Genomic DNA, 14,226 nt, shown 5'->3' with positions numbered 1-14,226 from the left:
TAGAAAATAAAATTGGAAAATTCCTTGACGGATCAAGGAGCTACGAGGAGAATGCGCGTCACCCGAAGGGGATGGCTGATTAGCTCAGCTGGGAGAGCACCTGCATCACACGCAGGGGGTCGGCGGTTCGATCCCGTCATCAGCCACCAAACTCTTCGGGAAGTGTTCCGCAAGGTACACGCAATGCGCGGCGGTAGTTCAGTCGGTTAGAATACCGGCCTGTCACGCCGGGGGTCGCGGGTTCGAGTCCCGTCCGCCGCGCCATACAAGTTGTTCCGGGTCCTCTGAACTGCCCGAACGACGCAAGAGAAGCTGCCCTAGGGCAGCTTTTTTTGTGCCTGAAGAAAAGGCTGGTCGATCGTTCGCGTGCTGGCGCTGCCCTGGTGGCCTGTTCCAGGATCGATCGGCGGCTCCGTTCAGATCACGAATTCCGCCACCACCTGCCGGAGACCGGCCGCCAGGCGCGACACCTCGTTGCTGGCGCTGGAGGTCTGGCTGGCGCCTGCCGCGGTCTGGTCGGAGAGGTCCTTGATGCTGATCAGGCCACGGTCGATGTCCTTGGCCACCAGGGCCTGTTGTTCGGCGGCCGTGGCGATCAGCGCCGTGCGCTCGTCGATGCCGCCCATGGCGCCGGCGATGGCCCGCAGGGCACCGTTGGCCTCCCGGGCGACGGATAGGGATAGCTCGGCGGTCTGGCTGCTCTGCTGCATGGCCTTCACCGCATCCGTCGAATCGTACTGGATGGTGCCGATCATGGCTTCGATCTCCCGCGTCGACTGCTGGGTGCGATGGGCGAGGGCGCGGACTTCATCGGCGACCACGGCGAAGCCGCGGCCCTGATCACCGGCGCGGGCGGCCTCGATGGCGGCGTTGAGCGCCAGCAGATTGGTCTGCTCGGCAATGGCGCGGATGACGTCGACGACGTTGCTGATGGCCTGGGCGCGACCCGACAGCGTCTGGATCTGGCCGCTGCTCTGGTCGACCTGGGTGGCCAGTCGTTCGATGGCGGTCAGGGTCGCGGCCACATGCTCCAGACCGGCCTGGGTAAGGGCGCTGCCTCGTTGCGAGGCGCCGGCACTTTCCTCGGCGTGGCGCGCCACCTCGTCCACCGCGGCGCTCATTTCCGTCACCGCGGTGGCCACCTGGCCGATCTCGTCGTTTTGCCTGAGCAGGCCGCGATTGCCATCGTCGATCACCGCGGTCATCTCCTCGGCGGCGGCGGCAAGCTGACTGGAGCTGTCCGCCAGATGGGCCACGGTGGCGCGCAGGTTGGCCTGCATGCCGGCCAGGGCGGTCAGCAGGCCGGCGGCCTCGTCGCTGCCCGCCACCTGGATGTCTTCGGCAAGGTCCTTGTTGGCGATCCGCTGGGCGATGCGCAGGGCTTCGCCGATGGGCACGGTGATGCTGCGCGTCAGCAGGAAGGCCAGGGTGACGGTGGCCAGCAGGGTGGCGAGGATCAGGCCGACGACCCAGGTGAGGCCGTGGTCGTAGATCCGGCCCGCCTCAATGCCCGAAGCGACCGCGCCGCGGTCGTTCAGCGCGGCCAGGCTTTCGATCTGCACCTGCACCTGGTCGGCGGCGATCCGCATGTTGCCGTCGGCCAGGGCGGTGGCGCCCGCCCGATCACCGTTGCGATAGAGGGTTTCGAAGCTGTTCAGCAGACCCAGGTAGCCCGCGGCGCCGTTCTGGACGGCCTGGTAGAGCTGCTGTTCCGCGTCGCTGGACACCAGCGGCGCATAGTCCGCGATTTCCTTGGCGAAGCGGCTGCGCAGCTCGACCAGTGCCGTGGCCATTGCCGACCTGCGCCCCGAATCCTGGGTACCCAGGCTTCTCAGGCTTTCGAGGCGCAATCGCAGCAATGCCGCGGTCATCTGCCCGGCCTGGCGGACGCTGGGCATCCAGTCCGTCTCCACCTCGATTTCCGACTGCCTGAGTTGCCGCATCTGGATCAGGGCGATGGCCCCAAGCGCGATGACGATTGCTACGATAACCGAAAAGGCCAGGGCCGATCGGCGACCCACCTTGAGTGTGCGCATCATCATGACAGTCACCATGAAGGAGGCCCGGCAGGACACCGGGCTGGAGGTGTGATGTGCGTCACACACTATGGTGGGTGGCTTAGCGGCGGCTTAAGACCGAGCCGTCCAGCGGGCCATTGGTCTGACTATGGCTGTAAACCCTGAACAGCGGCCTCGTGGGCCGGGGCACCCAGCTGCGCCGAGATGCGCGCCGTGGTGGCGAGCATCTGCTCGACGTATTCGGCCTTGAGGTCCTCCCGGAAGCGGAAGCAGGGAAAGGACACGCTCAGGCCGGCGATGACCTGGCCGAAACGGTCGCGGATCGGCGCCGCCAGGCACCTCATGTTGGCCTCGAATTCCTCGTGGTCTTCGGCGAAACCCAGGTCCCGAACCCGCGCCAGCTCCGCCAGATAGGCGGCCAGGCTGTCGAGGGTGTTGGGCGTGCGGCGGACAAAGGTCTCCTGGGCCAGGATCTGGCGTACCTCGGCTTCCTGTCGCCAGGCCATCAGCACCTTGCCGATCCCGGTGCAGTACAGCGGCGCCCGGCGCCCGATGCGCGAGTACATGCGCAGGGTGTAGCGCGAGTCGAGCTTGTGCACATAGACGATGGCGCCCTCGTCGAAGATGCCGAGGTGGACGGTCTCGCCAGTGAGGTCGTTGAGCAGGCGCATGCCCGGTTCGGCCTCGCGGACCAGCTCCAGCTGGGGCAGGGCACGGGCGCCCAGTTCGAACAGCTTGACGCTCAGCCGGTAGCGGTCTTCGGCGTCCTGGACCACATAGCCCAGCGCCTTGAGCGTCTGCAGGAAGCGGTGGACGGTGCTCTTCGACAGGTCCAGCTGTTGCGCCAGCTCCGAGACACCACAGTCGTCCTCGCGCTCGCCGAGGGCTTCGAGCACCGCCAGGGTACGCCCGACGGCGCTGACCATGTCACTGCCGAGATTCTGATTCTTTTCCATGAGACCGCCGGTCGCCTGGTTGCCGGAACACTGTTCCATTCTGATTGACGGATACGGGAAAGGCCAGCAACACTGTCTTCTAGCGAATGGAACAACGTTCCAAAGTATTTCGCGCGTAAGGGTCTCTTTCCACCGCTGGCGGTCGCCGGGGGTGTGAACAAAAACAACAACGGAACCTGCGACGATGAAATCCATGACCAAAGTCCCGGGCGCTCTGGCGCCTGCTGCTCGTACCCCCGGCTGGCTGCCCCGTGCCCATCCGGTGTCCTGGCAGATGCTCGGCATCACCACCCTGGCGATGCTGATGATCTCGGTGGATCGCCAGCTGCTGCCGACCGTCTTGCCGGCGATCATGCAGGAATTCGGCCTGGACGCCGCCCAGGGTGGCTGGCTCAGTTCGCTGAGTTTCGTCGGCACCCTGATCGGCGCCCTGGTGGTGGGCGTGCTGGCCGACAGCGTCGGCACCGGTCACCGCCGTGCCTGGAGCTGGGTGGGGGCCTGCGCCCTGACCATAGGCTCGGCCTTCGCCACCTTCTATGCCCGTTCGCTGGGCGCCCTGCAGGTGCTGAGATTCACCATGGGCCTGGGCACCGGCGCCATGGAGCCGGTCAACATCGCCGTGGCCAGCGAATTCTGGCAAAAGGAGAATCGCGGCTTCGCGCTCGGCGTCCACCACACCGGCATGCCCCTGGGGCAATTCGTCGGTCCGGTCCTGATGGGGCTGATCCTGGCCAATGGCGACTGGCGCGCCACCTTTCTCTGGATTCCGCTGATCGGCCTGCCGATCATCCTGCTGCAGCTCTACCTGGGCCGCCGCCGCAACGAGGAGCAGGTCTATGCCTGGATCCGCGAAGAGGGGCTGACCGTTCCGGTCGATACCGCCGCGCCCGTCTCGCGCAATCCGCTGACCAACCTGCGCCTGGCCTTCGCCGAGCGCAACGTGCGCCTCTGCCTGGTGATGAACTTCCTGTTTCTCTGGACCGAGATGGGCGTGGCCACCTTTCTGACCTACCAGCTCACCAGTCAGCTGGGGCTGAGCCTGGCCGAGGCCGCGGTGATCTCGGGCGCCTCGGGACTGGTGGGCTGGGCGGGACAGATCTTCTGGGGACGCTGAGCGATCACCGTGGCCGCAAGTTCGCCCTGGGCATCCTGACCATCGGCTTCTCGATCTGCGTCGCCCTGTGCATGTTCATCGACAGCCGCGCCATGGCCTGGACCCTGCTGCTGGCCTGGGGCCTGTTCCGCAATTCGCCCTATGTGGTGCTCTATTCGCTGGCGGTGGATTCCTCGCCGCGCGCGGCCGGCAGCGGCCTGGGGCTGCTCATCGGCGTGGGGCTGGGCCTGGCGGGTTTTCTGGTGGGGCCGGTGGCCGGTTACGTGATCGAGCATTTCGGCTGGCACTGGAGCTACGCCATGCTCGCCCTGAGCTGCCTGCTGGCGCTGATACCGCTGCGCTTCGTGGAGGAGACCCGCCATGGCGCCACCTGAGTGCCTGTTTGACCATAGGGATGAACTGGGCGAAGGCCCGGTCTGGGATGCCCGGCAGCAGCGGCTGCTGTGGGTGGATATCCTCGCCGGGCGGCTGTTGCGCGCGGCGCCCCAGCCGGCGGCCCCGGTCGACATACTGGGCTTCGGCCGACCGCTGGGTTGCGCCGTGCCCCATGTCGACGGCTCCACCTGGCTGGCCCTGAGCGATGGCGTCTGGCGCCTGGCCGCCGGTGCCTCTCAGCCGGTGCCGATCGCGCAGCCGCCCCAGGCGGTCCATGGATCGCAGCACCGCTTCAATGACGGCAAGTGCGATGCGCTCGGCCGTTTCTGGCTGGGTACCACGCTGCTCGACGAGGCACCCGGCGGCGGCCGGCTGTATCGCCTGGACCTGGATGGCCAGCTGCAGCCGATGCTCGACGGCATCACCGTGTCCAACGGCCTGGGCTGGAGTCCGGACAACCGCACCTTCTACTACATAGATTCGCCCACCCGCCGGGTACAGGCCTTCGATTTCGATCTCGCCAGCGGCGCGCTCGGCCGCGGGCGCACCCTCATCGACTTCGGCGAGCAGCCCGGCGTGCCCGATGGCCTGGCCGTGGACAGCGAGGGGGCGCTGTGGATTGCCCACTGGGACGGCTACCGCCTGAGTCGCTGGAGCGCCGAAGGCGAATTGCTCGCCTGGGTGGAGCTGCCGGTGGCGCGGGTGACCTCCTGCGCCTTCTACGGCGAGCGCCTGGAGCAGCTGCTGATCACCACCGCCCGGGTGGGCCTCGATGAGTCCGCCCGCCAGGCGCAACCCCTGGCCGGACGTCTCTTTAGCCTCGATCCCGGCGTGACCGGCCTGGCGGTGTCCGCCTGCCGCGTGCGGGTTCCAGAGCACCTCCAGGAGTCTGCATGACGCTACCCCTCGTTTCGTCCCCGCTGACCCGCATCGGCCTCATTGGCGAATGCATGGTCGAGTTGCGCAGTCAGGGGGATGGCCAGCTGGGCCAGGCCTTTGGCGGTGACACCCTCAATGCCGCCGTTTATCTGCGACGGCTGCTCGGGGATGACCCGGTGCAGGTCGATTACCTCACCGCGGTGGGCGACGACAGCCTGAGCCAGGCCATGCGCGCCCGCTGGCGCGAGGAGGGGCTGAGTGACGCGCGGGTGCGGGTGCTGCCCGGACGCCTGCCAGGCCTCTATCTGATCCAGACCGATGCCGACGGCGAGCGGCGCTTTCTCTATTGGCGCGGCGAGGCGGCGGCGCGGGAATGTTTCGACGGCGCCGAGGCCCAGCCGCTGCTGGCGGCCCTGGCGGAGTACCAGGTGCTCTATCTCAGCGGCATCAGCCTCGCGGTGTTGACCGACACCGGCCGCGAGCGGCTGCTGGAGGCGCTACGCCAGGCGCGCGCCGCCGGCACCCGCATCGTCTTCGACAACAACTACCGGCCGCGGCTGTGGCCGAACCCGCAGGCGGCGCGCACGGCCTATCGCCGGCTGTTGCACCTCACCGATGTGGCGCTGGTGACCTGGGAAGACGACGCCGCGCTGTTCGGCTTCGCCGACGAGGCGGCGCTGTTCGCCCAGTACGCCGAATGGGGCGTGGCCGAGGTGGCGCTCAAGCGCGGTGCGCGCAGCTGCCTGCTGCAGCATCGCCAGGGGCGCCAGGAGGTGGCCGGCGAAGCCGTGGCCCGGGTAGTGGACACCACCGCCGCCGGGGATTCCTTCAGCGCCGCCTACCTGGCCTGCCGCCTCCAGGGCGGGGCCCCCGAGGCGGCCGCCGCCTGGGGGCATCGCCTGGCGGCCACGGTCATCCAGCATCCCGGGCGCTCATTCCGCGCGCGGCCATGCCGGCGCTGCCGCCCCTGATTCCCGCTCTCACTGCCCAGGCCTGAAGCCATGAAGATCACCGAAGCCCGCGTCATCGTCACCTGTCCCGGTCGTAACCTGGTCACCCTCAAGATCGTCACCGACGAAGGCCTTTATGGCCTCGGCGACGCCACCCTCAATGGCCGCGAGCTGGCGGTGGTGGCCTATCTGGAAGAGCACGTGCTGCCAGCGCTGATCGGTCGCGATGCCCATCGCATCGAAGACATCTGGCAGTACCTCTACCGGGGCGCCTACTGGCGCCGCGGACCGGTCACCATGACCGCCATCGCCGCGGTGGACGTGGCGCTCTGGGACCTCAAGGCCAAGGCCGCTGGTATGCCGCTGTACCAGTTGCTCGGCGGCAAGAGTCGCGAGCGGGTGATGGTCTATGGCCATGCCACCGGCAAGGACATCGAGAGCTGCCTGGACGAGGTCGCCCGCCATGTGGAGCAGGGCTATCGCGCGGTGCGAGTGCAGTGCGGCGTGCCGGGCATTCCCACCACCTATGGCGTGGCCAAGCGCGAAGGCGAGCGCTACGAGCCGGCCGACAGCGATCTGCCGGCCGAGCACGTCTGGGACACCGCCAAGTACCTCAATCACGTACCCAAACTGTTCGCCGCGGTGCGTGAGCGCTTCGGCGACGACCTGCACCTGCTGCACGACGTGCACCACCGGCTGACGCCCATCGAGGCGGGGCGGCTGGGCAAGAGGGTCGAGGAATACAACCTGTTCTGGCTGGAGGACTGCACCCCGGCGGAAAATCAGGAGGCCTTCCGCCTGATCCGCCAGCACACCACCACGCCGCTGGCGGTGGGCGAGGTGTTCAACTCCATCCACGACTGCCGCGAGCTGATCCAGGAGCAGTTGATCGACTATATCCGCGCCACCCTGGTGCATGCCGGCGGCATCACCCACATGAGGCGCATCGCCGACCTCGCGGCGCTCTACCAGGTGCGCACCGGCTTCCATGGCGCCACCGACCTGTCGCCGGTGTGCATGGGCGCGGCGCTGCACTTCGACACCTGGGTGCCCAACTTCGGCATCCAGGAGCACATGCCCCACGAGGCGCGCATCGAGGAGGTCTTTCCCCATGCCTATCGCTTCGCGGACGGCCATTTCACCCCGGGCGAGGTGCCCGGCCACGGCGTGGACATCGATGAAGACCTCGCCGCCCGTTATCCGTACCAACGCGCCAGCCTGCCGGTGAACCGGCTGGTGGATGGCACCCTGTGGCACTGGTGAGCGAGGAATCCCGGATGAAAGCCTTTCAGGTCAGAGCACCCCACGAATTCAGCATCGAAGAGGTCGCGGTACCCACGCTGGCACCCGGCGAGGTCCGCGTCGGGGTGGCCTATGCCGGCATCTGCGGCTCGGACATGCACATCATCCATGGGCAGAACGCCTTCGTGCGCTTTCCCCGCGTCACCGGCCACGAATTCGCCGGCGTGGTGCGCGAGCTGGGCGCGGGCGTGAGTGGCCTGGCGGTGGGCGATCCGGTCTGCGTCGATCCGGTGATCGCCTGCGGCAGCTGCTATCCGTGCCGCATCGGTCGGCCCAATGTCTGCAGTCGCCTGCAGGTGCTGGGAGTACACCGCGATGGCGGCTTCAGCGAAGAGGTCTGCGTGCCCGCGGCCAATGCCCATCGCCTGCCGCCCGGTTTGCCGCTGGCCCAGGCCGCGCTGGTCGAGCCCTACAGCATCGCCCTCAATGTGCTGGAGCGGATGCAGTTCCTGCCCGGGGATTCCCTGCTCATCTACGGCGCCGGCGTGATCGGCCTGACCCTGGTGCAGATGGCCAGGGCGCTGGGCATCGCCGATATCACCGTGACCGATGTGCTGGACGATCGCCTGGCCACCGCCCGGACCCTGGGCGCGACCCGCACCCTCAATGGCCGCGAGACCAACGTCGAGGCGGCCATACGCGAGGCCACCGGCGGCGAGGGCGTGCCGCTGATCGTCGACGCCGCCTGCCATCCGGCCCTGCTGCCGGAGATCGTTCGGCTGGCGTCGCCGGCCGGGCGCATCGGCCTGCTGGGCTTCAGCGCCACGCCCAGCGAGCTGGTGCAGCTGGAGATCATCAAGAAGGAACTGACCCTGGTGGGTTCGCGGCTCAACAACGGCCGCTTTCCGCGGGTCATCGAGCTGCTGGCGGCGGGCAAGCTGGATGCCGCGGCGCTGATCAGCCACCAGGTGGCCAGCCAGGAGATGCCGGGTGCCATCGAGCTGATCGAAAGGCATCCCGAGCAGACACGCAAGGTGCTGGTGCAGTGGGGTGGCAACGCCTGACAACGCGCGCTCCGCAAGGGGCGTCGCTTCGATGCCTTACCGAATAAAGACAATGAGCGGGAGGTAACAAATGGCTGGACAAGGTCGTGGACTGGTACTCGTCATGCTGTTCCTGGCGGGGGTCGTCAACTATCTGGATCGCTCGGCGCTGTCGGTGGCAGCGCCCCTGATCCAGAAGGACTTCGGGCTGGGCGCCGGGGAGATGGGGCTGCTGTTCAGCGCCTTCTTCGTCGGCTATGCAGCGTTCAATTTCATCGGCGGCTGGGCCGCCGACCGCTATGGCGCCAAGACCACGCTGCTGCTGGCCATGGTGCTCTGGTCGGCGTTCAGCGGCCTGACGGTGCTGGCCTCGGGCTTCGCCGCGCTGATCGTGATCCGGGTGCTGTTCGGCATGGCGGAGGGGCCCCTGAGCGTCTCCACCAGCAAGATGGTCAACAACTGGTACGCGCCCCACAACCGGGGTCGCACCCTGGGCCTGTCGATGTCGGGTACGCCCCTGGGCGGCGCCATCTCCGGCCCCATCGTCGGGGTGATCGCGGTGACCTACGGCTGGAAGGTGTCCTTCGTCGTCATCATGCTGATCGGCTTCGTCTGGGCAGTGGTCTGGTACCTCTGGATCAAGGACAAGCCCACCGGTCAGCTGGCCGCCGACATCGCCGCCGAGGAGCGCGCCGTGGCCGTGGTGGATACCGAGGTGCGACCGCTCAAGTACTATCTGCGCCAGCCCACGGTACTGTTCACCGCCCTGGCGTTCTTCGCCTACAACTACACCCTGTTCTTCTTCCTGACCTGGTTCCCCAGCTACCTGATCCAGGCCTACGGCCTCAATGTGAAGGACATGAGCATCGCCACGGTGATCCCCTGGGTGCTGGGCTTCATCGGCCTGGCGGTGGGCGGCTATCTGTCGGATTGGGTGTTCCGCAAGACCGGTCGCCTGATGTTCTCGCGCAAGGTGGTGCTGGTGACCTGCCTGCTGGCCTGCGCCCTGTGCATCGGCGTTGCCGGCCTGGTCAGCACCCTCTATGCCGCGGTGGCCCTGGTGGCGCTCTCGGTGTTCTTCCTCTATCTGACCGGCGCCATCTACTGGGCGATCATCCAGGACACCGTGCCGGCGGCGCGGGTGGGCGGGGTGAGCGGTTTCATGCACTTCCTGGCCAACACCTCGGGCATCATCGGCCCGGCGGTGACCGGCTATCTGGTGCAATTCACTGGCGCCTTCACCAGTGCCTTCCTGCTCGCCGGCACCCTGACCGTGATCGGTTCACTGTGCGTGGCGCGCTTCGTCAAGCCGCTGGCCGAGCGGCCGGCGGAGGCACCCGCCACGCTGGCTACCGGAGGCGTACGATGAGCGATTTCGAGCGCATTCCCTCGCGCTATCCGGCGCCGGCCATCGGCATCGTCCACCTGGGGCTGGGCGCCTTCCATCGCGCCCATCAGGCGGTCTACCTGGAGCGCAACCTGGCCCGCCACGGCGGCGGCGCCTGGGGCCTGTGCAGCGCCAACCTGAGATCGGGGCGGGCGCTGGTGGAGACCCTGAACGCCCAGCAGGGCCGCTATCACGTGGCCGAATACCGCAACCGGCGCGAAGGGGTGCTGCGCGAGATCGGTGCCCTGCGCGAGGTGCTCTACGCCGGCGACGGTGGGGCCGGGCGCGAGGCCCTGCTGGCGCGGCTGGCCGATCCCGGGGTGCGCATCGTCACCCTGACGGTGACGGAAAAGGGCTATTGCCTGAGCCCGGCCAGCGGCGCCCTGCGCCGCGACGATCCCGGCATCGTCCATGACCTGGCTGAACCGCGGGCGCCGCGCACCGCGCCGGGGCTGCTGGTGGAAGGCCTGCGCCGGCGTCGTGCGGCCGGCATCGCGCCCTTCACCGTGCTCTGCTGCGACAACATGCCGGACAACGGCCAGCGGACCCGCCAGGCGGTGGTGTCCCTCGCCGAAGCCCAGGACGCCGGGCTGGCGGCCTGGATCGCCACCACCGTGGCCTTTCCGTGCAGCATGGTGGATCGTATCGTCCCGGCCATGGACGAGGCGGCCTTCGCGCGGCTGCGCGACCTCGGCTGCGATGACCCGGCCGCCGTGGTGGGCGAGGCCTTCAGCCAGTGGGTGGTCGAGGACCGCTTTCCGCAAGGGCGCCCGGACTGGGAACGGGAAGGGGTGCAGATGGTGGCGGACGTCCGCCCCTTCGAGACCATGAAGCTGCGCCTGCTCAATGGCAGTCATACGCTGCTGGCCTATGTCGGCAGCCTGGCCGGTCACGGCACCGTGGCCGAGGCCATGGCCGACGAACGCCTGGCGGCTCTGGTGCACCGCTACATGAGTCGCGAGGCGGCGCCGACCCTGGACATGCCGGAGGGCGTGGACCTGCAGGCCTACGCCGCGGCGCTGGTCGCGCGCTTCCGTAACGACGCCCTGCAGCACCGCCTGCGGCAGATCGCCATGGACGGCTCGCAGAAGCTGCCCCAGCGCTGGCTGCTGGGTGCCCAGCGGCTTTTGGAGCAAGGCGGCGAGCTGGCCTGTACCGCGCTCGGCGTGGCGGCCTGGATTCACTATGGTGAAGGCGAGGGCGAGGCGTTGGACGATCCCCTGCGCGCCACCCTGGCCGCCTTGCCTGCTGGCGCGGCGCGGGTGGACGCCGTGCTGGCGCTGGCCGAGGTCTTTCCACCGGCCCTGGTCGCGCAACCCGTCTTTTGCGACGCGGTGCGACGGGCCCACGCGCGCATCGCCACGGCGGGTATCGCCGCGGCCATTGCCGATCTCACCGAACAAGGAGTCTGACATGGAACACACCTGGCGCTGGTTCGGCCCGCGCGATCCCATCTCCCTCGCCGACATCCGCCAGACCGGGGCCACCGGCATCGTCACGGCGCTGCACGAGATTCCCAATGGCGAGGTCTGGCCGCTGGCGGCCATCGCCGAGCGCAAGGCGCTGATCGAGGCGGCGGGACTGACCTGGTCGGTGGTGGAAAGCATCCCGGTCCACGAAGACATCAAGCGCGGCCTGGGGGGGCGCGAGCGCTATCTGGACAACTATCGACAGAGCCTGCGCAACCTCGCCCAGTGCGGTATCGACGTGGTCTGCTACAACTTCATGCCGGTGCTGGACTGGACCCGCACCCAGTTGGCCCATCGACTGCCCAACGGCGGCTGGGCGCTGAGATTCGATCAGGACGCTTTCGCCGCTTTCGATCTCTGCATCCTGCAGCGGGAGGGCGCCGAGGCCGAGTACGCCGCCGAGGAGATCGAACGCGCGCGCCGCTATCACGCCGGGCTCGACGACGCCGGGCGCGAGGAGCTGGTGCGTACCCTCATCGCCGGTCTGCCGGGCGCCGAGGAGGGCTACTCGGTCGCCGACCTGCGCACCCTGCTGGCCACCTATGCCGGCATCGACACCGCGCGGCTGCGCGAGCACCTGGCGGTCTTTCTCCAGGCCGTGGTGCCGGTGGCGGAAGAGGTGGGCATTCGTCTGGGGGTGCACCCGGACGATCCGCCGCGCCCGCTGCTGGGGCTGCCACGGGTGGTCTCCACCGCCGCCGACGCCCAGTGGCTGCTGGACGCGGTACCGAGCCCGGCCAACGGGCTGACCTTCTGTACCGGCTCCTATGGCGTGCGCGCCGACAACGACCTGGTGGCCATGGCCCGCCAATTCGCGCCGCGCATTCACTTCGTCCACCTGCGGGCGACCCGGCGCGAAGCGGATCCGCGCAGTTTCCACGAGGCCCATCACCTGGACGGCGACGTGGACATGGTCGGGGTGATCCGCGAACTGGTACGCGAGGAGCGTCGCCGTGAACGCGCAGGCGGGGCGCGGCTGCCCATGCGTCCGGACCACGGCCACCAGCTGCTGGACGACCAGGGGCGACGGACCAACCCCGGCTATTCGCTGATCGGCCGGCTCAAGGGCCTGGCGGAATTGCGCGGCGTGGAACAGGCCGTGCGGCGGCTGGAAGAGGCGCATGACTGATGCGGATCGGCGTCTCTTGGATATACCCCGTGCCGGACCCCGCCACTGGCGCGGTCAAGGCCAACCTCGAATGCTGACGTGGAGACCCCTATGGAATTGATCACCCGCAGCGGCGCCGCGGCCGCTGCCCGCGCCACCCTGCGCCTGCATCCGCAAGACGATGTACTGATCGCCCGCCAGGCGCTGGTGCCGGGCCTCGACTTGCCGGAGGAGGGCGTGCAGGTCCGCGAGCCGGTGCCGGCCGGGCACAAGGTCGCCGTGCGCGCCATCGCCGCAGGCGCGCCGGTACGCCGCTATGGCCAGATCATCGGCTTCGCCCGCGAGGCCATCGCCGCCGGCAGCCATGTGCACGTGCACAACCTGGCCATGGGCGACTTCACCCGCGAGCACGCCTTCGGGATCGAGGCCCGCGGCGCCCCGGCGCCCATCGAGCGCAGCTTTCTCGGCATCGTCCGCCCGGATGGCCGGGTGGCGACCCGCAATTACATCGGCATCCTCACCTCGGTGAATTGCTCGGCCACGGTGGCCCGGGCGGTGGCCGACCATTTCCGCCGCGACGTCCATCCCGCGGCGCTGGGGCCCTATGCCAACGTCGACGGCGTGGTCGCCCTGACCCATGGTGTCGGCTGTGGCATCGATACCCAGGGTGAGGGCATGGCGGTGCTGCGCCGGACCCTGGGCGGCTATGCGTCCCATCCCAACTTCGCCGCGGTGCTGTTCATCGGCCTGGGTTGCGAAGCCAACCAGATCCCCACGCTGCTGGCCGATCAGGGCCTCAGCGAGCACGCGGGACTGCGCACCCTCAATATCCAGGACAGCGGCGGCACCACCGCCACCGTGGCCCGGGGCATCGCCGCCGTGGAAGCCTTGCTGCCCGCGGCCAATGCGGTGGCGCGCGAACCGGTCAGTGCCCGCCATCTGATCCTCGGCCTGCAGTGCGGTGGCTCGGACGGCTATTCCGGCATCAGCGCCAACCCGGCGCTGGGCCGGGCGGTGGATATGCTGGTGGCCGCCGGGGGCACCGCCATCCTCTCGGAAACCCCGGAGATCTACGGCGCCGAACACCTGCTCACCCGGCGCGCCGCCAGCCCGGCGGTGGGCGAACGCCTGGTGGAGCGCATCCGCTGGTGGGAAGACTATTGCGCGCGCTTCGGCGCCAGCCTGGACAACAACCCCTCGGCGGGCAACAAGGCGGGTGGCCTGACCACCATCCTGGAAAAATCCCTCGGCGCGGTGATCAAGGCCGGCTCCACCGATCTCATGGCGGTCTATGGCTACGCCGAGGCGGTGCGCAGCCCGGGCCTGGTGTTCATGGACACCCCCGGCTACGACCCTGTCTCGGCCACCGGCCAGGTGGCGGGTGGCGCCAACCTCATCGCCTTCACCACCGGCCGGGGTTCGGCCTATGGCTGTGCGCCGACGCCGTCGCTGAAGATCGCCACCAACACCCGCCTCTGGGAAAGCCAGCGCGACGACATGGACGTGGATTGCGGCGGCCTGGTCGACGGCAGCACCACACTGGAGGAGCGCGGCGCCTTCATCTTCGAACGGCTGCTGGCACTGGCGTCGGGCGAGCGCAGCCGCAGCGAGTTGCACGGCTACGGGCAGAACGAATTCGTCCCCTGGCAACTGGGCGCCACCACCTGAGCCCGAGCTCGCGGGAG

At 68.5% G+C, this 14,226-nt stretch carries 11 protein-coding genes, 2 tRNA genes and 2 pseudogenes; 12 read left to right on the top strand and 3 right to left on the bottom strand.

The window, feature by feature from the left end; genetic code table 11:
• Positions 1–73: 73 nt before the first annotated feature.
• Positions 74–149: transfer RNA gene (locus BGI51_RS20215), tRNA-Val, on the top strand.
• Between the two features lie 38 nt (positions 150–187).
• Positions 188–264 (top strand) — tRNA-Asp (locus tag BGI51_RS20210).
• A 152-nt stretch (positions 265–416) separates the two neighbouring features.
• Here the strand turns inward: BGI51_RS20210 and BGI51_RS24200 are convergent.
• The 3 genes and pseudogenes from BGI51_RS24200 to kdgR all read right to left on the bottom strand — a co-directional run bounded on the left by BGI51_RS24200 (position 417) and on the right by kdgR (position 2,974).
• Positions 417–1,205, bottom strand: a complete 789-nt coding sequence (locus BGI51_RS24200) for a methyl-accepting chemotaxis protein (RefSeq protein WP_437179457.1) — start codon at positions 1,203–1,205, stop codon at positions 417–419.
• A 66-nt stretch (positions 1,206–1,271) separates the two neighbouring features.
• Positions 1,272–2,036 (bottom strand): annotated as a pseudogene (locus BGI51_RS24195) (MCP four helix bundle domain-containing protein); the annotation flags it as partial.
• Between the two features lie 128 nt (positions 2,037–2,164).
• Positions 2,165–2,974, bottom strand: a complete 810-nt coding sequence (gene kdgR, locus BGI51_RS20200; protein ID WP_187979512.1) for a DNA-binding transcriptional regulator KdgR — start codon at positions 2,972–2,974, stop codon at positions 2,165–2,167.
• A 193-nt stretch (positions 2,975–3,167) separates the two neighbouring features.
• Here kdgR and BGI51_RS23620 point away from each other — a divergent pair, with 193 nt between their 5' ends.
• The 10 genes and pseudogenes from BGI51_RS23620 to BGI51_RS20155 all read left to right on the top strand — a co-directional run bounded on the left by BGI51_RS23620 (position 3,168) and on the right by BGI51_RS20155 (position 14,209).
• Positions 3,168–4,088 (top strand): MFS transporter, encoded by a 921-nt coding sequence (locus tag BGI51_RS23620; protein WP_252977139.1) that lies wholly within the window; start codon positions 3,168–3,170, stop codon positions 4,086–4,088.
• Positions 4,058–4,462, top strand: coding sequence for an MFS transporter (locus tag BGI51_RS23615; RefSeq protein ID WP_252977311.1), 405 nt, complete (start codon positions 4,058–4,060; stop codon positions 4,460–4,462). Before BGI51_RS23620 ends, BGI51_RS23615 begins: the two co-directional genes overlap by 31 nt.
• Positions 4,449–5,360 carry an SMP-30/gluconolactonase/LRE family protein gene (locus BGI51_RS20190; RefSeq protein ID WP_187979511.1) on the top strand — a complete coding sequence of 304 codons (912 nt, stop codon included), beginning with the start codon at positions 4,449–4,451 and terminating at the stop codon, positions 5,358–5,360. Before BGI51_RS23615 ends, BGI51_RS20190 begins: the two co-directional genes overlap by 14 nt.
• Positions 5,357–6,339 (top strand): annotated as a pseudogene (locus BGI51_RS20185) (sugar kinase). The gene BGI51_RS20190 and the pseudogene BGI51_RS20185 overlap by 4 nt, the downstream one beginning before the upstream one ends.
• 4 nt (positions 6,340–6,343) lie before the next feature.
• Positions 6,344–7,555, top strand: a complete 1,212-nt coding sequence (manD, locus tag BGI51_RS20180) for a D-mannonate dehydratase ManD (protein ID WP_187979509.1) — start codon at positions 6,344–6,346, stop codon at positions 7,553–7,555.
• Between the two features lie 14 nt (positions 7,556–7,569).
• Positions 7,570–8,598: a Zn-dependent oxidoreductase gene (locus tag BGI51_RS20175; RefSeq protein WP_133860845.1), complete on the top strand. Its 1,029-nt coding sequence runs from the start codon at positions 7,570–7,572 to the stop codon at positions 8,596–8,598.
• A gap of 70 nt (positions 8,599–8,668) precedes the next feature.
• The gene (locus BGI51_RS20170) at positions 8,669–9,946 is read left to right on the top strand and encodes an MFS transporter (protein ID WP_187979508.1); all 1,278 of its coding nucleotides are present in this window, start codon (positions 8,669–8,671) and stop codon (positions 9,944–9,946) included.
• Positions 9,943–11,376 carry a mannitol dehydrogenase family protein gene (locus tag BGI51_RS20165; protein WP_187979507.1) on the top strand — a complete coding sequence of 478 codons (1,434 nt, stop codon included), beginning with the start codon at positions 9,943–9,945 and terminating at the stop codon, positions 11,374–11,376. The genes BGI51_RS20170 and BGI51_RS20165 overlap by 4 nt, the downstream gene beginning before the upstream one ends.
• Position 11,377: 1 nt before the next feature.
• Complete coding sequence (uxuA, locus tag BGI51_RS20160; RefSeq protein WP_187979506.1) at positions 11,378–12,562, top strand: mannonate dehydratase; 1,185 nt, start codon at positions 11,378–11,380, stop codon at positions 12,560–12,562.
• Positions 12,563–12,652: 90 nt separating this feature from the next.
• Positions 12,653–14,209, top strand: coding sequence for a UxaA family hydrolase (locus BGI51_RS20155; RefSeq protein WP_187979505.1), 1,557 nt, complete (start codon positions 12,653–12,655; stop codon positions 14,207–14,209).
• Positions 14,210–14,226 lie beyond the last annotated feature (17 nt).

It is taken from the genome of Pseudomonas oryzihabitans (genome assembly GCF_014522265.1).
Classification (GTDB): Bacteria; Pseudomonadota; Gammaproteobacteria; order Pseudomonadales; family Pseudomonadaceae; genus Chryseomonas; species Chryseomonas aestiva.
This window is presented reverse-complemented; position numbering and strand designations above follow the sequence as displayed.